The organism is Pseudomonas sp. PVC-3-1 (assembly GCF_057444315.1).
Genome location: NZ_CM172023.1, coordinates 1,200,001 through 1,216,601 on the forward strand (window position 1 = coordinate 1,200,001; position 16,601 = coordinate 1,216,601).

Annotated in this window: 12 protein-coding genes and 2 rRNA genes (1 of these 14 running past the window's edge); 10 read left to right on the forward strand and 4 right to left on the reverse strand. The window is 63.0% G+C overall.

Features of this window, described 5'->3' with window-relative positions; all coding sequences use genetic code 11:
• From AC2T4A_RS05680 to AC2T4A_RS05720, 9 genes are all read left to right on the forward strand, one after another.
• A 23S ribosomal RNA gene (locus AC2T4A_RS05680) occupies positions 1–1,702 on the forward strand (it extends 1,189 nt beyond the left edge of the window).
• Between the two features lie 135 nt (positions 1,703–1,837).
• Positions 1,838–1,953: ribosomal RNA gene (gene rrf, locus AC2T4A_RS05685) — 5S ribosomal RNA — on the forward strand.
• A gap of 502 nt (positions 1,954–2,455) precedes the next feature.
• Positions 2,456–3,427 carry a phosphate ABC transporter substrate-binding protein PstS gene (locus tag AC2T4A_RS05690; RefSeq protein ID WP_054910037.1) on the forward strand — a complete coding sequence of 324 codons (972 nt, stop codon included), beginning with the start codon at positions 2,456–2,458 and terminating at the stop codon, positions 3,425–3,427.
• Positions 3,428–3,822: 395 nt separating this feature from the next.
• Complete coding sequence (locus tag AC2T4A_RS05695) at positions 3,823–5,856, forward strand: ABC transporter permease subunit (RefSeq protein WP_416749133.1); 2,034 nt, start codon at positions 3,823–3,825, stop codon at positions 5,854–5,856.
• Positions 5,857–5,881: 25 nt separating this feature from the next.
• Positions 5,882–7,558: a phosphate ABC transporter permease PstA gene (gene pstA, locus AC2T4A_RS05700; RefSeq protein WP_416748686.1), complete on the forward strand. Its 1,677-nt coding sequence runs from the start codon at positions 5,882–5,884 to the stop codon at positions 7,556–7,558.
• 52 nt (positions 7,559–7,610) lie between these two features.
• Positions 7,611–8,447 (forward strand): phosphate ABC transporter ATP-binding protein PstB, encoded by an 837-nt coding sequence (gene pstB / locus AC2T4A_RS05705; RefSeq protein ID WP_015479583.1) that lies wholly within the window; start codon positions 7,611–7,613, stop codon positions 8,445–8,447.
• Between the two features lie 85 nt (positions 8,448–8,532).
• The gene (gene phoU / locus AC2T4A_RS05710) at positions 8,533–9,276 is read left to right on the forward strand and encodes a phosphate signaling complex protein PhoU (protein WP_045217747.1); all 744 of its coding nucleotides are present in this window, start codon (positions 8,533–8,535) and stop codon (positions 9,274–9,276) included.
• Positions 9,277–9,409: 133 nt separating this feature from the next.
• Positions 9,410–10,297, forward strand: coding sequence for a response regulator (locus tag AC2T4A_RS05715; protein ID WP_416748689.1), 888 nt, complete (start codon positions 9,410–9,412; stop codon positions 10,295–10,297).
• A 123-nt stretch (positions 10,298–10,420) separates the two neighbouring features.
• Complete coding sequence (locus AC2T4A_RS05720) at positions 10,421–11,320, forward strand: peptidoglycan DD-metalloendopeptidase family protein (RefSeq protein ID WP_416748691.1); 900 nt, start codon at positions 10,421–10,423, stop codon at positions 11,318–11,320.
• Positions 11,321–11,468: 148 nt separating this feature from the next.
• Here the strand turns inward: AC2T4A_RS05720 and AC2T4A_RS05725 are convergent, their stop codons facing one another.
• The 3 genes from AC2T4A_RS05725 to phoB all read right to left on the reverse strand — a co-directional run bounded on the left by AC2T4A_RS05725 (position 11,469) and on the right by phoB (position 14,935).
• Positions 11,469–12,809, reverse strand: a complete 1,341-nt coding sequence (locus AC2T4A_RS05725) for a hemolysin family protein (RefSeq protein ID WP_416748693.1) — start codon at positions 12,807–12,809, stop codon at positions 11,469–11,471.
• A gap of 92 nt (positions 12,810–12,901) precedes the next feature.
• A complete protein-coding gene (gene phoR / locus AC2T4A_RS05730) occupies positions 12,902–14,206 on the reverse strand; it encodes a phosphate regulon sensor histidine kinase PhoR (protein WP_478377619.1) in 1,305 nt (434 codons plus the stop codon).
• Positions 14,207–14,245: 39 nt separating this feature from the next.
• A complete protein-coding gene (gene phoB / locus AC2T4A_RS05735) occupies positions 14,246–14,935 on the reverse strand; it encodes a phosphate regulon transcriptional regulator PhoB (protein ID WP_024762043.1) in 690 nt (229 codons plus the stop codon).
• A gap of 311 nt (positions 14,936–15,246) precedes the next feature.
• On the opposite strand from phoB, the gene AC2T4A_RS05740 reads away from it, so the two are divergent.
• Positions 15,247–15,612, forward strand: a complete 366-nt coding sequence (locus tag AC2T4A_RS05740) for a COG4315 family predicted lipoprotein (RefSeq protein WP_416748697.1) — start codon at positions 15,247–15,249, stop codon at positions 15,610–15,612.
• A gap of 85 nt (positions 15,613–15,697) precedes the next feature.
• Here AC2T4A_RS05740 and ubiA read toward each other — a convergent pair whose 3' ends face one another.
• Positions 15,698–16,588 carry a 4-hydroxybenzoate octaprenyltransferase gene (gene ubiA, locus AC2T4A_RS05745; protein WP_478377620.1) on the reverse strand — a complete coding sequence of 297 codons (891 nt, stop codon included), beginning with the start codon at positions 16,586–16,588 and terminating at the stop codon, positions 15,698–15,700.
• Between the last annotated feature and the right edge of the window lie 13 nt (positions 16,589–16,601).

Here is a 16,601-nt window from a genome sequence, read left to right on the forward strand (position 1 = left end):
TAAGCCTGTGAAGGTGAGTTGAGAAGCTTGCTGGAGGTATCAGAAGTGCGAATGCTGACATGAGTAACGACAATGGGAGTGAAAAACTCCCACGCCGAAAGACCAAGGGTTCCTGCGCAACGTTAATCGACGCAGGGTTAGTCGGTCCCTAAGGCGAGGCTGAAGAGCGTAGTCGATGGGAAACAGGTTAATATTCCTGTACTTCTAGTTACTGCGATGGAGGGACGGAGAAGGCTAGGCCAGCTTGGCGTTGGTTGTCCAAGTTTAAGGTGGTAGGCAGAGATCTTAGGTAAATCCGGGATCTTAATGCCGAGAGCTGATGACGAGTCATCTTTCAGATGATGAAGTGGTTGATGCCATGCTTCCAGGAAAAGCTTCTAAGCTTCAGGTAACTAGGAACCGTACCCCAAACCGACACAGGTGGTTGGGTAGAGAATACCAAGGCGCTTGAGAGAACTCGGGTGAAGGAACTAGGCAAAATGGCACCGTAACTTCGGGAGAAGGTGCGCCGGCGAGGGTTAAGGATTTACTCCGTAAGCCCATGCCGGTCGAAGATACCAGGCCGCTGCGACTGTTTATTAAAAACACAGCACTCTGCAAACACGAAAGTGGACGTATAGGGTGTGACGCCTGCCCGGTGCCGGAAGGTTAATTGATGGGGTTAGCGAAAGCGAAGCTCTTGATCGAAGCCCCGGTAAACGGCGGCCGTAACTATAACGGTCCTAAGGTAGCGAAATTCCTTGTCGGGTAAGTTCCGACCTGCACGAATGGCGTAACGATGGCGGCGCTGTCTCCACCCGAGACTCAGTGAAATTGAAATCGCTGTGAAGATGCAGTGTATCCGCGGCTAGACGGAAAGACCCCGTGAACCTTTACTGTAGCTTTGCACTGGACTTTGAGCCTGCTTGTGTAGGATAGGTGGGAGGCTTTGAAGCGTGGACGCCAGTCTGCGTGGAGCCATCCTTGAAATACCACCCTGGCATGCTTGAGGTTCTAACTCTGGTCCGTTATCCGGATCGAGGACAGTGTATGGTGGGCAGTTTGACTGGGGCGGTCTCCTCCTAAAGAGTAACGGAGGAGTACGAAGGTGCGCTCAGACCGGTCGGAAATCGGTCGTAGAGTATAAAGGCAAAAGCGCGCTTGACTGCGAGACAGACACGTCGAGCAGGTACGAAAGTAGGTCTTAGTGATCCGGTGGTTCTGTATGGAAGGGCCATCGCTCAACGGATAAAAGGTACTCCGGGGATAACAGGCTGATACCGCCCAAGAGTTCATATCGACGGCGGTGTTTGGCACCTCGATGTCGGCTCATCACATCCTGGGGCTGAAGCCGGTCCCAAGGGTATGGCTGTTCGCCATTTAAAGTGGTACGCGAGCTGGGTTTAGAACGTCGTGAGACAGTTCGGTCCCTATCTGCCGTGGACGTTTGAGATTTGAGAGGGGCTGCTCCTAGTACGAGAGGACCGGAGTGGACGAACCTCTGGTGTTCCGGTTGTCACGCCAGTGGCATTGCCGGGTAGCTATGTTCGGAATAGATAACCGCTGAAAGCATCTAAGCGGGAAACTAGCCTCAAGATGAGATCTCACTGGGAACTTGATTCCCCTAAAGGGCCGTCGAAGACTACGACGTTGATAGGTCGGGTGTGTAAGCGCTGTGAGGCGTTGAGCTAACCGATACTAATTGCCCGTGAGGCTTGACCATATAACACCCAAACAATTTGTGTGTTGTACGGTGAAGACGTAACGAACCGAAAGTTCGTGTGAACCGCAAATTACCTGTCACATACCCGAATCTGGATGAGCGTGTGCACCTGCCACGAGCATCCATAAAGAATTGCTTGACGACCATAGAGCGTTGGAACCACCTGATCCCATCCCGAACTCAGTAGTGAAACGACGCATCGCCGATGGTAGTGTGGAGTTTCTCCATGTGAGAGTAGGTCATCGTCAAGCTCCTATCCCAAGACCCCTGGTCAGCATCGCTGGCCGGGGGTTTTGCTTTTGCGCGCGGGAAAGTCGGGACCGATTTTGACCGCAAGGCCGCCGTGCGTGGCGACGTGGCAGCCATTGCGGGCCAAAGCTGCCTACGGAGCAAAGATCAGCCTGTAGGAGCGAGCTTGCTCGCGAATTGCCCAACTTTAGGGGCGAATATACGCAACGAATTAGCCCTGATCGTGGCCATCCCCTTTCGCGGCCTTCCGTCGATTATGACAATGCAGGGGGCCGGACCTGGTTCGCGAGCAAGCTCGCTCCTACAAGGTATGCAGAGCCTTTGTATGGCTCTGGAATGCGCCTTTCGCCATGTCCCCCGCCGCTGTTTTTCCTCGCGATATCCTTTGCGCAATTCCCTGATGGCATTTCATCCAACTGTCACATTCGCGTCATAGAGTCTTCATGCGGCCTGACGATACTGGCCCCCGTTCCATCCAACCCCATTCTCCTCAAGGAGCAAGGCATGAAACTCAAGCGTTTGATGGCGGCCCTGACTTTTGTCGCCGCAGGCGTAGGCACCGCCAGTGCGGTGGCCGCGATCGATCCGGCTCTGCCGGACTACCAGAAAGCCAGCGGTGTGTCGGGTAACCTGTCGAGCGTCGGTTCCGACACTCTGGCCAACCTGATGACCATGTGGGCGGAAGAGTACAAGCGCCTGTACCCGAACGTGAACGTGCAGATCCAGGCCGCCGGTTCCTCCACCGCGCCGCCGGCTCTGACCGAAGGCACCGCCAACCTGGGCCCGATGAGCCGCAAGATGAAGGACGTCGAGCTGCAGGCTTTCGAGCAGAAGTACGGCTACAAGCCGACTGCTGTTCCGGTTGCCGTGGACGCCCTGGCGATCTTCGTGCACAAGGACAACCCCATCAAAGGCCTGACCATGCAACAGGTCGACGCCATCTTCTCTTCCACCCGTCTGTGCGGCGGCAAGTCGGAAGTGAAGACCTGGGGTGACCTGGGCCTGACCGGCGACTGGGCCAACAAGCCCGTCCAGCTGTTCGGTCGTAACTCCGTATCCGGCACCTACGGCTACTTCAAGGAAGAAGCCCTGTGCAAAGGCGACTACAAACCGAACGTGAACGAGCAGCCGGGTTCGGCTTCCGTGGTGCAGTCGGTCAGCCAGTCCCTGAACGGCGTTGGCTACTCCGGTATCGGTTACAAGACCGCTAGCGTGAAGACCGTTGCCCTGGCCAAGAAAGAAGGCGGCGAGTTCATCGAAGACAACGAAGCTAACGCCCTGAACGGTAGCTACCCGCTGTCCCGCTTCCTGTACGTCTACGTCAACAAGGCGCCGAACAAGCCGCTGAACCCGCTGGAAGCACAGTTCCTGAAGATGGTGCTCTCCAAGACTGGCCAGCAGGTTGTCGTGAAAGACGGCTACATCCCGCTGCCGTCCAAAGTCGCCGAGAAAGCGATCAAGGACCTGGGTCTGTAATCAGCCTTCAAACCGGGCGGAGATACCCGCCCGGCATGGGCTGACGCTTACTCGACCGAGCCCGCCAGCATGGCTCTGCTGGTGGGCTTTGTCGCGTCACCTCCATGTCATCTTTCTGTCATACAGAGCCGCTAGGGTGTCACTCCATGAACGACATGGCCAACTCCCCGATGACTTCTTCTCTCCCCGAGCGGATCGATTTCAATACGCCTGCCCTGCAGCGCAAGCGCCGTATCCGGGCGCTCAAGGATCGACTGACCCGTTGGTACGTCCTGGTCGGCGGTCTCGCCGTACTGGCTGCCATTACCCTGATTTTCTTCTACCTCGCCTACGTCGTGCTGCCGCTGTTCCGCGGCGCCGAACTGGAAACGCGTGACCCCCTGGCTCCGGCTTGGCTGAAGACAGCCCAGGCACCGCTGCTGCTGAGCATCGAAGAGCAGAACATGGTGGGCATGCGCGTCGCCGCCAACGGCGAGGTCATCTTCTTCGACGCCAAGAAAGGCGACGAGATGGATCGCGTTGCGCTGAAGCTGCCCGCCGGCACCAGCGTCACGTCCATCGCCGAGGACCAGCCGGGTCATCCAACCGTGGCCCTGGGCCTGTCCAATGGTCAGGTGCTGGTGTTCAAGCACAACTACAAGGTCACCTACCCGGACAACAAGAAGACCATCGCTCCGTACATCGAGTATCCCTACGGCGAAGCTCCGATGAACCTGGATCCCCAGGGCCGTCCGCTGGAGCACGTCGCTATTGTCTCGGGTGACGACAGCCTGTTGCTCGCAGCCTCCACAGGCAGCGAAATGCTCCTGCTCGGCCTGACCCAGCAGGAAAACATGCTGACCGGCGAGAGCACCCTGCAGGAAGAGCGTATCAACCTGCCGCAGATCGCCGACCCGGTGAAGGCCATCTACATGGATCCGCGCAAGCAGTGGCTCTATGTGCTCAATGGCCGTGCCCAGGCCGACGTGTTCGACCTGAACAGCCACCAGCTCAACGGCCGCTACAAGCTGCTGGATGATGCTTCCGCCGAAGTGACCGCCAGCAGCCAATTGCTGGGTGGCATCTCGCTGATGGTCGGTGATTCCAAGGGCGGCATCAGCCAGTGGTTCATGGCCCGTGGCGAAGATGGCGAGCCGCGCCTGTCCCACGTGCGTGACTTCAAGCTGGGTGACCAGCCGATCTCCAGCATTGCACCGGAGCAGCGCCGCAAGGGCTTCCTGGCCCTCGACAAGCAAGGCAACCTGGGCATCTTCCACAGCACTGCGCACCGCACGCTGCTGGTGGAGAACGTCGCTCCGTCCGCCGGCCCGATGGCCCTGTCGCCGCGCGCCAACCGCCTGATCCTCGAGCAGGGCGGTGAGTTGCGCCGCTTCGCGCTGAGCAACCCGCACCCGGAAGTGTCCTTCAGCGCGCTGTGGGGCAAGGTCTGGTACGAGAGCTACGACAAGCCGTCCTACGTCTGGCAGTCCACCGCCGCGACCACCGACTTCGAGCCCAAGCTGAGCCTGTCGCCGCTGACCTTCGGAACCCTGAAGGCCGCCTTCTACGCGATGATCCTTGCCGCTCCGCTGGCCATCGCCGCCGCCGTCTACACCGCCTACTTCATGGCTCCGGGCATGCGCCGCAAGGTGAAGCCGGTGATCGAGCTGATGGAAGCGCTGCCGACGGTGATCCTCGGCTTCTTCGCCGGCCTGTTCCTCGCGCCGTATGTAGAAGGCCACCTGCCGGGCATCTTCAGCCTGCTGCTGCTCACTCCGCTGGGCATTCTCGCGGCCGGCCTGATCTGGAGCCGTCTGCCCGAGCGTATCCGCCTGAGCCTGCCGGCCGGCTGGGAAGCGGCGATCCTGATCCCCGTGGTCCTCGCCACTGGCGCCTTCGCGCTGTGGATGAGCCCGCACCTGGAGACCATGTTCTTTGGCGGCGACATGCGCCTGTGGATCAGCCACGACCTGGGCATTACCTACGACCAGCGCAACGCCCTGGTAGTCGGTCTGGCCATGGGCTTCGCGGTGATCCCGAACATCTTCTCCATCGCCGAAGACGCCATCTTCAGCGTGCCGCGCAGCCTGACCTATGGCTCCCTGGCCTTGGGCGCCACTCCCTGGCAGACGCTGACCCGCGTGGTGATCCTGACTGCCAGCCCGGGCATCTTCTCCGCGCTGATGATCGGTATGGGCCGCGCCGTCGGCGAGACCATGATCGTACTGATGGCCACCGGCAACACCCCGGTCATGGATGTGAACATCTTCCAGGGCATGCGCACCCTCGCAGCGAACGTTGCGGTGGAAATGCCCGAGTCGGAGGTGGGCGGGACTCACTACCGCGTGCTGTTCCTCTCGGCACTGGTACTGCTGTCCTTCACCTTCGTGATGAACACCCTGGCAGAGCTGATCCGTCAGCGCCTGCGCAAGAAATACGCGTCGCTCTAAGCGACGCCCGACGAGGCTACGTTCCGTGAAACAGAAACAGGAATCCGTCAAAGCGTGGTTCGCCAGCGGTTCTCCCTGGGTGTGGATGAACGCGGGTGCGGTGTCCATCGCCGTGATCATGACCATCGGCCTGCTCGCCGTGATCGCCGTGCGCGGTCTCGGCCACTTCTGGCCGGCGGACGTGATCGAGGCGACCTACACCGTCCCCGGTGAAGCGCCCAAGACCCTGATCGGCGAAGAAGTGCAGATCGAGCAGGTGCCGCGTGCGCGGCTGCGCGGTGCCGGCCTGCCGGTGCCGGACAGCGGCCCGGAGTTCATGACCCGCGAACTGCTCAAGCTGGGCAACCGCGACCTCTACGGCAGCGACTTCTCCTGGGTGATTGGCGAGTGGCTGACTGACCGTCACCACCCCTCTGAGCTGGTAACTCTGGAGCGCCGCGAGTGGGGCAACTTCTATGGCTACCTGCTGAGCGTGAAGGAAAACGGCAAGGTGGTCGCCGAAGGTGCCGGCGCAATGGCCGAACTGCAGACCCGTCTGAAGCGCGTCGATGAGCTCTACACCAAGCTGTACCAGCTGGAGAAGAAGGACATCGGCGGCATCAACCACGGTCTGGAGCGCCTGCGCCTGAAGGAGCGTGGCCTGCAGCTGAACAACAAGCTGGATGCCACTGCCGAGGCTGATATCGCTGCCGGCCGCGCCGAGCTGAACGCCCAGTACAAGGTGCTGGAAGAGCAGCTCAACGGCCTGCATCAGGAGTTCAACCGCGACAGCATCGTCATGCGCGATGCTTCCGGCCAGCAGACTGAAATCAGCGTCGGCAAACTGGTGCATGCCTACCAGCCGAACCAGATGGGCGTGGCGACCAAGCTGAGTTTCTACTTCAAGAAGCTGTGGGAATTCCTCAGTGACGACCCGCGAGAAGCCAACACCGAAGGCGGCATTTTCCCGGCCATCTTCGGCACCGTGATGATGACCCTGGTGATGGCCGTGATCGTCACCCCGTTCGGTGTGATCGCCGCGGTCTACCTGCGCGAGTACGCTCGCCAGGGCCTGCTGACCCGCATCATCCGCATCGCGGTGAACAACCTCGCGGGTGTTCCGGCGATCGTCTACGGTGTGTTCGGCCTGGGCTTCTTCGTCTACGTGCTGGGCGGCTCGCTCGACCGGATGTTCTTCCCCGAAGCCCTGCCGGCGCCGACCTTCGGCACGCCGGGGCTGTTCTGGGCCTCGCTGACCCTGGCCATCCTCGCGGTGCCGGTGGTGATCGTGGCCACCGAGGAAGGCTTGGCGCGCATTCCGCGGGCCACCCGTGAAGGCTCCCTCGCCCTGGGTGCGACCAAGGCCGAGACCCTGTGGAAAGTGGTCCTGCCGATGGCCAGCCCGGCGATGATGACCGGCCTGATCCTCGCCGTGGCCCGTGCCGCCGGTGAGGTGGCGCCGCTGATGCTGGTGGGTGTAGTGAAGCTGGCTCCGGCGCTGCCGGTGGACGGTAACTACCCGTACGTGCACCTGGACCAGAAGATCATGCACCTGGGCTTCCACATCTACGACGTCGGCTTCCAGAGCCCGAACGTCGAGGCCGCGCGCCCGCTGGTGTACGCCACCGCGCTGCTGCTGGTGATGGTGATCGCCCTGCTGAACTTCTCGGCCATCGCCATTCGTAACCGCCTGCGCGAAAAGTACAAGGCGCTGGAAAACTGATTCTGCAGGCGGCGGGCCGGGCCCGCCGCCAAGCCTCCCAAGGAGACTGAACATGCAACATGAAACCGCAACCCACGGCATCGACATCGGCGCGCTCGGCCGCGGCGACCGCCAGGGCATGAACCTGGAAAGCGAGACCGTCGCCCTCGAAGTGCCCGGCCTGAGCCTGTTCTATGGCGAGAAACAGGCACTGTTCGACGTCAGCATGAACATTCCCAAGCAGCGCGTGACGGCCTTCATCGGCCCGTCCGGCTGCGGCAAGTCCACCCTGCTGCGTTGCTTCAACCGCATGAACGACCTGGTCGACGGTTGCAACGTGAAGGGCGAAATCCTCCTGGACGGCCACAACATCTTCGCCAAGAACGTCGATGTCGCTGAACTGCGCCGCCGCGTCGGCATGGTGTTCCAGAAGCCCAACCCGTTCCCCAAGAGCATCTACGAGAACGTGGTGTACGGCCTGCGCATCCAGGGCATCAACAAGAAGCGCGTGCTCGACGAAGCGGTCGAGTGGGCCCTCAAGGGCGCCGCGCTGTGGGACGAGGTGAAGGATCGCCTGCACGAATCCGCACTCGGCCTCTCCGGCGGCCAGCAGCAGCGCCTGGTCATCGCCCGCACCATCGCCGTGGAGCCGGAAGTCCTGCTGCTCGACGAGCCGTGCTCGGCACTGGACCCGATCTCCACCCTGAAGATCGAAGAGCTGATCTACGAGCTGAAATCCAAGTTCACCATCGTCATCGTGACCCACAACATGCAGCAGGCCGCGCGCGTCTCCGACTACACGGCGTTCATGTACATGGGCAAGCTGATCGAGTTCGGTGATACCGATACCCTGTTCACCAACCCGGCCAAGAAGCAGACGGAAGACTACATCACCGGTCGCTACGGCTAGTTTCGCGGACTTGCGTGCGCGGTAGAACTTCCCGGAGAACATCACAAGCCAGCGGCCCGGAGCCTGCGGCTTTCGCGGAGCGAACATGATCAACAAAGAAAGCCTCACCCACCACATCTCGCAGCAGTTCAACGCCGAGCTGGAAGATGTGCGCAGCCATCTGCTGGCCATGGGCGGCCTGGTGGAGAAGCAGGTCAACGACGCGGTCAACGCGCTGATCGACGCTGACTCGGGCCTGGCCCAGCAGGTGCGCGAGATCGATGACCAGATCAACCAGATGGAGCGCAACATCGACGAGGAATGCCTGCGCATCCTCGCCCGCCGCCAGCCGGCCGCCTCCGACCTGCGCCTGATCATCAGCATCTCCAAGTCGGTGATCGACCTGGAGCGCATCGGTGACGAAGCCTCGAAAATCGCCCGCCGCGCCATCCAGCTGTGCGAAGAAGGCGAGTCGCCGCGCGGCTACGTCGAGGTACGCCACATCGGCAACCAGGTGCGCAAGATGGTGCAGGAGGCGCTGGACGCCTTCGCTCGCTTCGATGCGGACCTCGCGCTGTCGGTGGCGCAGTACGACAAGACCGTCGACCGCGAGTACAAGACTGCTCTGCGCGAGCTGGTCACCTACATGATGGAAGACCCGCGCGCCATCTCCCGCGTGCTCAACGTCATCTGGGCCCTGCGTTCGCTGGAGCGCATCGGCGACCACGCGCGCAACATTGCCGAACTGGTGATCTACCTGGTGCGCGGCACCGATGTCCGCCACATCGGCCTGACCCGCATGAAGGAAGAAGTGCAGGGCACCGCTGGCAAGGCCGACAAGGCCGAATAAGCCTGACGCCCGTACCAGAACGAACCCGGCCCTCGCGCCGGGTTCGTCATTTTATGGCCGAGCGGTCCTGAGCCAATGGCATGTAGCCACCCGGCAAGGCTATCCTTCGCCCTATCGTTTTCGGGAGATGCCGATGGGCAAGGTCAGTGTGCTGGTGGTGGATGACGCTCCGTTCATCCGTGATCTGGTGAAGAAGGGGCTGCGGGACCATTTCCCCGGTCTGCAGATCGAAGAAGCGGTCAACGGCCGCAAGGCGCAGCAGTTCCTCGCGCGCCAGGCAGTGGACCTGATCCTGTGCGACTGGGAAATGCCCGAGTTGTCGGGTATCGAACTGCTCACCTGGTGCCGCGAACAGGACAACCTGAAGACCACGCCCTTCATCATGGTCACCAGCCGTGGCGACAAGGACAATGTGGTGCAGGCCATCCAGGCCGGCGTCTCCGACTTTATCGGCAAGCCGTTCTCCAACGACCAGCTGGTGAGCAAGGTGAAGAAGGCGCTGTCGCGCGCCGGCAAGCTGGAAGCCCTCGCCGCCCAGGCGCCGCAGCGCAGCCTGGTCGGCTCCATGCCCAATGACTCCCTGGCTGCCCTCACTGGCGGCAAGGCCGAAGTGGTACGCCCCGCGGCTGCACCCGCTGCACCGCGTCCGTCTGCTCCGACAGCTCCTGCCCCTGCCGCCCGCAGTGCTGGCAAGGGCCAGCAAGGCCAGCTGCGCCTGCCTTCGGCTAGCCTGCCCTGCGTGATCAAGGCACTCAGCCTCAAGGAAGCGCTACTGGTGGTGAAGCGTGGTACGCCACTGCCGCAGGTACTGGAGAGCGCCGTGCTCGATCTGGAGGAAGACAGCGACGTCGCCCGCCTCAACGGCTACCTGCACGCCGTGGCTGCACTGGAGCCCAAGCCGGACAGCGAATGGCTGCAGCTGACCTTCCGCTTCGTCGACCGCGACCCGCAGAAGCTCGACTACCTATCCCGCCTGATCGCCCGCGGCAGCTCGCAGAAGCACTACGTGCCCGGCGCCTGATCCGGTTACAAATCCGCGGTCGGCGAGCAGGTACTGCTTCACAGGCCGACCGGTGGCGGGTCGCGGCGCAGGGCCCGCGCTGCTAGTCTTGCCAGCGTCGCCATACCTATAACCAGAGTCGACATGCTAGGGCGCAGTATCCTCCTGTGCGGTCTACTGGCCGCCACCGGCACGGCTTCGGCCGTGACCATCTACAAGTACACCGACGCCAACGGCGTGGTCACCTACACGGACAAGGCCGTGGCGGGTGCGGCTGTGTTCGTCTTCCGTGATCGCATGGTCGAGCACCTGGAAGAGCAGGTGAAGCTGGAGACCAAGAAGCACGCCGGCGGCGAGACGCTGCAAGTGCGCAACGACCTGTACGCGCCGGTGGAAGTCGAGCTGAGCCTCACGGGTGTGCAGAACGCCGTGGGTGCGCCGGCGCGGCCGATCCGCTGGGTGCTGCCGCCGCGCAGCGCGATTCGCCTGGCCACCCTGGCGCCGGCGGACCCGAGCAAGCCGCTGCGTTACAAGCCCAAGCTGCGCTACGCGCTGGGCGATCCGCGACCGGCGCCGCTGTCATATCAGTACGCGCTGCCGTGGGTGGGCGGCCCGTTCCGCCTGACCCAGGGCGCCAACGGGCGCTACAGCCACTTCACGCCCAAGGGCCGCTACGCCATGGATATCGCCATGCCGGTGGGCACGCCCATCATCGCGGCCCGTGGCGGCACGGTGGTGAAGATCGAGAATGGCCAGAGCGGGCGCGGCAAGAACCCGTCGGGCAACTTCGTGCGGGTGCTGCATGACGACGGCACCATGGGCGTCTATCTGCACCTGATGCGCGGCTCGGTGCTGGTGCGTGAGGGACAGCGCGTCAGCACTGGCACTCCGCTGGCGCAGTCGGGCAACACCGGCAACAGCAGCGGCCCGCACCTGCACTTCGTGGTGCAACGCAACGTCGGCCTGGATCTGGTCTCGATCCCCTACGACTTTGCCCAGCCGGTGGATACGCTGCCGAATTTCGCGGTGGTCAAAGGCAACTGATAGCCGGTACCTGTAGGAGCGAGCTTGCTCGCGAACAAACACAACGCTGGCGCTACTGGCGAGCGCTGTTCGCGAGCAAGCTCGCTCCTACGAAAAGCCCAAGAAAAAGGCAGCCCTGGGGCTGCCTTTTTTGTTGCCGAGCGCCGGATCAGTCCAGCTTCACCACCTTGGCGAGGACGATTTTCGGGCCCTTCATCTTCTTCACGATGATGCGCAGGCCTTCGGTATCCAGCACTTCCTCTTCTTCCGGTACGCGTTTCAAGGTGTCGTAGACCAGGCCGGCGAGGGTGTCCGCCTCGACGTGGTCCAGGTCCAGGCCCAGCAGGCGCTCGAGCTTGAACAGCGGAGTGTCGCCACGCACCAGCAGCTTGCCGGGCTGATAGGCGACGATGCCGCGCTCGGCCTTGCGGTGTTCGTCCTGGATATCGCCGACCAGCACTTCCAGCACGTCTTCCATGGTCAGGTAGCCGACGACCTTGTGGTCGGCCTCCTCCACCAATGCGAAGTGCGAGCCGCCCTGGCGGAACTGTTCCAGCAGGCGGGCCAGCGGCAGGTGCTTGGTGACCATCTCCAGCGGGTGGGTCAGTTCGTCGAGGTCGAAGGACTCCGGCAGGCTGTCCAGCGTGGCCAGCGCCAGCAGCAGGTCCTTGATGTGCAGCAAGCCGATGAACTCGCCCTTCTCGCTGTCGTACACCGGGTAGCGGCTGTACTTGTGGCGGCGAATGGTGGCGAGGATGTCATCCAGCGGAGCCGTGCGCTCAAGGTAGACCAGGTCCTCGCGGGAGTTGGCCCAGTCGGCGACTTCCAGCTCGCCCAGCTCCACCGCCGAGGCCAGTACGCGCATGCCCTGGTCGCTGGGGTCGTGGGCGCGGCTGGAGTGCAGGATCAGCTTGAGCTCATCGCGGCTGTAGTGGTGCTCGTGGTGCGGCCCCGGCTCGCCTTGCCCGGCGATCTTCAGGATGGCGTTGGCGCTGGCGTTGAGCAGCCAGATCGCCGGGTACATCGCCCAGTAGAACAGGTACAGCGGTACCGCCGTCCACAGCGACAGCAGCTCCGGCTTGCGGATCGCCCAGGACTTGGGCGCGAGCTCGCCGACCACGATGTGCAGGTAGGAAATGATGAAGAACGCAGTGAAGAACGACACGCCGCGGATGACTTCCTCGGAGTGCACGCCGACGGCGGCCAGCAGCGGCTCGAGCAGCTCGGCGAAGGCCGGCTCGCCGACCCAGCCCAGGCCCAGGGAGGCCAGGGTGATGCCCAGCTGGCAGGCGGAAAGGTAGGCGTCGAGCTGGTTGTGCACCTTGCGCAGGATGGTGCCGCGCCAGCCGTGCTGGTTGGCGATGGTTTCCACGCGGGTGGAGCGCAGCTTGACCATGGCGAACTCGGCGGCCACGAAGAAGCCGTTGAGCACGACGAGGAACAGGGCGAACAGGATCAGGCCGAAATCGGCGAAATAGGTGAGGAAGTTGCTACTAGGGGAAGGGTCCATGGTTCTGTTGGATTAAGAATGGACGGACAAGAATGCGGTTCGTGGGGCCTGGCTGGCAAGCCCGTCTATACCAGAGTCGAAGTCGGGCACCGTTATGCGCGGCTCTCCACCTGCTGCGGCGGGAAGTGGCAGGTGAAACTGCTGCCCTTGCCCGGCACGCTGCTGATGTCCAGGGTGCCGCGGTGGCGCAGCAACACGTGCTTGACGATGGCCAGGCCCAGGCCGGTGCCGCCGGTACTGGCATTGCGGCTGGAATCGACGCGGTAGAAGCGCTCGGTCAGGCGTGGCAGGTGCTTGGGATCGATGCCGATACCGCTGTCCTGCACGGCCAGGTGCGCGCCTTGTTCGTCCGCCCACCAGCGAATGCGGATCTCGCCCTCGTCGGGGGTGTACTTCACCGCGTTGAACACCAGGTTGGAGAAGGCGCTGCGCAGTTCGGCCTCGCTGCCCTTGAGCTTCACCTTCGAATCCGCCTCCAGACTGATGCGATGGTTGCGCGCGCCGGAAAGCGCCTGAGCGTCGTTGCGGATCGACAGCAGCATCAGGTCCACTGCCACCGGCTTGTTGTCCGCCGGGTAATCAGTAGCCTCCAGCTTGGCCAGCAGTAGCAGGTCGTTGAGCAGGTTCTGCATGCGCCCTGCCTGCTGCTGCATCTGCTGCAGCGCGCGGGTCCAGCGCGGGTTCACGTCTTCGACGTTGTCCAGCAGCGTCTCCAGATAGCCGGCGATCACCGTCAGCGGCGTGCGCAGCTCGTGGGAGACGTTGGCGACGAAGTCCTTGCGCATCTGTTCCAGCTGGTGGACGCGGGTCACGTCGCGCACCAGCATCAGGTGCTCGCCGGCGCCATAGAGGGTGATGTGGAACTGCAGGCGCAGGTTGTCGCTGATCGGCGAGGAGAGCTCCAGCGGCTCGCGATAATCCTCGCCTTCGAAGTATTCCTTGAAGCGCGGATGGCGGACCAGGTTGGTCACTGGCTGGCCGCCGTCCTGCGGGCTCTTGAGACCCAGCAGGCGCTCGGCGGACTGGTTCCACCATTCCAGATTGCCGTCGCGGTCGAGCAGGATCATGCCGTCGCGCAGCGCCGCGGTGGACTCCTGCATGCGGTCGATCACCGCTTGCAGGCGCCCGCGAGCGCGCTGGTTGCGCCGCTGCAGGTGGTAGATGCTGTCGAACACCTCGCCCCACAGGCCGTAGCCATCGGGCGGGGCTTCGTCGGGCTGGTGGTTCTTCAGCCACTTGTGCAGGCGCAGCAGTTGCCAGGTCGACCAGCCGAGGTAGGCGGCCAGCGCCACGGCGATGGCCCAGCCGTACTGGCCGGTGATCAGGCCGAGCAATGCGCCGGCGGCGACGACTAGCAGCAGGTGGCGTATCAGCACGCCACTCCAGTTCTGGGTCACGAAATTCCGTTCCTTGTGCCCGTCGAGTCGATGACCCGGTCAGCTTTTGGTCGAGAAACGATACCCGGTGCCGCGCACGGTCTGAACCAGATTTTCGTAGACCTCGCCCAGCGCCTTGCGCAGGCGGCGGATATGCACGTCCACGGTGCGTTCCTCGACGTAGACGTTACCGCCCCACACCTGGTCCAGCAGTTGGCCGCGGGTGTAGGCGCGCTCCTGGTGGGTCATGAAGAACTGCAGCAGGCGGTACTCGGTCGGGCCCATCTCGGCGGGTTTGCCATCGATGGTCACGCGGTGGCTGATCGGGTCCAGCAGCAGGCCGCCGACTTCGATCGGCGTCTCGCTGTCGCCGGCGCCGGTGCGACGCAGCACGGCCTTCAGACGAGCCACCAGTTCGCGCGGGGAGAACGGCTTGGTGATGTAGTCATCGGCGCCGACTTCCAGGCCCTGGATCTTGTTGTCCTCTTCGCCCTTGGCGGTGAGCATGATGATCGGGATGGCCGAGGTCAGCTCGTCGCGCTTGAGGCGGCGAGCCAGCTCGATGCCGGAGGTGCCCGGGAGCATCCAGTCGAGCAGGATCAGGTCCGGCTTGCGATCGACGATCACCGCGTGAGCCGTCTGGGCGCTATCGGCCTCCAGACATTCGTAGCCGGCCATCTCCAGGGCCACGGCGATCATTTCCCGGATCGGAGCTTCGTCATCGACGATGAGGATTGTCTTGCCAACCATGCTGAGGCCTCAGAATTTCTGTAATGCGCCGCATTAGATAACGGAAATATTTCATGAATGTGACACCCGCATGGTAGCCGAGCCCTGGCGCAGAGCGCTCGTCTATGCTGATCGAGTCGCCGCGCGTTTCATGCGCGGTGTAAACGGAACGCGCCGGCCCGGTCGGCGGTGCGGCCGGCGCCCAGGCGTCGGAATGCTGCGATGACGGTAGTGAGTGCGTTGTCGACGTCGCCCTGGCCGGCCTTGCCTGCAATCCCGCCTGCCTTTGCGCCTGCACTCGCGCCAATCCACCTCACCAGAGGAGATGTGCGATGAAGATGCTGATTCCGGCCCTGGCACTGGGGCTGATGCTGCCGGCGATGCCCGCCCTGGCCGAGGCGCCCGGCATGGAGAAGAACGGCATGCTGGTCGATGCCAAGGGCATGACGCTCTACACCTTCGATAAGGACGGCGGCGGCAAGTCGATGTGCAGCGGCGGCTGTGCGCAGAACTGGCCGCCCCTGATGGCGTCGGCCGACGCCAAGGCGATGGGCGAGTGGACCCTGATCAAGCGCGATGACGGTTCCGTCCAGTGGGCCTACAAGGGCAAGCCGCTGTACACCTTCGTGCAGGACAAAAAAGCCGGCGACATGGCCGGCGAAGGCAAGATGGGCGTCTGGCACATGGCCAAGCCCTAGCGTCTCTTTGTAGGAGCGAGCTTGCTCGCGAACAGCTCCGCTGCGGGGTCGATTCGCGAACAAGCTCGCTCCTACAGGGTCTGCATCAGCGCAGGGCGAAGTCCGCCACGGTGCCGAGGAAGATCGCCAGCCCGGCCCAGTGGTTGTGCAGGAAGGCCTTGAAGCACTTCATCGGCTCGCGGTCGCGCGTGGAGTGAAATTGCCAGGCGAAGCAGCCCGCCGCCACGGCCAGGCCCAGGTAGTAATACAGGTGCATGGCCAGCTTGTTGCCGGCCAGGATCAGCAGCAGGAGCATCAGGCCCTGCAGGCTCAGGTTGATCACCCGGTCGGCGTCGCCGAAGAGGATCGCCGTGGACTTCATGCCCATCTTCAGGTCGTCCTCGCGGTCGGTCATCGCGTAGTAGGTGTCATACGCGACCGTCCACAGCACGTTGGCGAAGAACAATAGCCAGGCTACCGCGGGCAGGGTGCCGCTGGCCGCCGTAAAGGCCATCGGGATGCCCCAGGAGAACGCCGCGCCCAGTACCACCTGCGGGTAGTAGGTGTAGCGCTTCATGAAGGGGTAGAGCGCGGCCACGGCCGCGCCACCGAAGGACAGCCAGATAGTCTGCTCGTTGGTGCACAGCACCAGCAGGAAGCTCAGCCCCAGCAACACGAAGAAGGCGATCCACGCCTCGCGCACGGTGATCCTGCCGGTCGCCAGCGGGCGTGCCTTGGTGCGTTCGACGTGGCCGTCGAGCTTGCGGTCGGCGAAGTCGTTGATCACGCAGCCCGCCATGCGCATCAGCACGGTGCCGAGGACGAATATCACCAGGTTCTTCGCGCTCGGCACACCGCCGCTGGCCATCCACAGCGCCCACAGCGTTGGCCAGAGCAGCAGGTAGATGCCGATCGGCTTGTCCATGCGCGTCAGCTGGATGAAGTCCCAGGCGCGGGGATGCAGGCGGGCGAGGGGTTTGATCAGGGCGACGAACATGGCGGCCTCCGGA

Coding starts and splice junctions, on each gene's coding strand:
- AC2T4A_RS05690 (WP_054910037.1), top strand. CDS start 2,456: ATGAAACTCAAGCGTTTGATGGCGGCCCTGACTTTTGTCGCCGCAGGC.
- pstB (WP_015479583.1), top strand. CDS start 7,611: ATGCAACATGAAACCGCAACCCACGGCATCGACATCGGCGCGCTCGGC.
- phoU (WP_045217747.1), top strand. CDS start 8,533: ATGATCAACAAAGAAAGCCTCACCCACCACATCTCGCAGCAGTTCAAC.
- AC2T4A_RS05715 (WP_416748689.1), top strand. CDS start 9,410: ATGGGCAAGGTCAGTGTGCTGGTGGTGGATGACGCTCCGTTCATCCGT.
- AC2T4A_RS05720 (WP_416748691.1), top strand. CDS start 10,421: ATGCTAGGGCGCAGTATCCTCCTGTGCGGTCTACTGGCCGCCACCGGC.
- AC2T4A_RS05725 (WP_416748693.1), bottom strand. CDS start 12,809: ATGGACCCTTCCCCTAGTAGCAACTTCCTCACCTATTTCGCCGATTTC.
- phoB (WP_024762043.1), bottom strand. CDS start 14,935: ATGGTTGGCAAGACAATCCTCATCGTCGATGACGAAGCTCCGATCCGG.
- AC2T4A_RS05740 (WP_416748697.1), top strand. CDS start 15,247: ATGAAGATGCTGATTCCGGCCCTGGCACTGGGGCTGATGCTGCCGGCG.
- ubiA (WP_478377620.1), bottom strand. CDS start 16,588: ATGTTCGTCGCCCTGATCAAACCCCTCGCCCGCCTGCATCCCCGCGCC.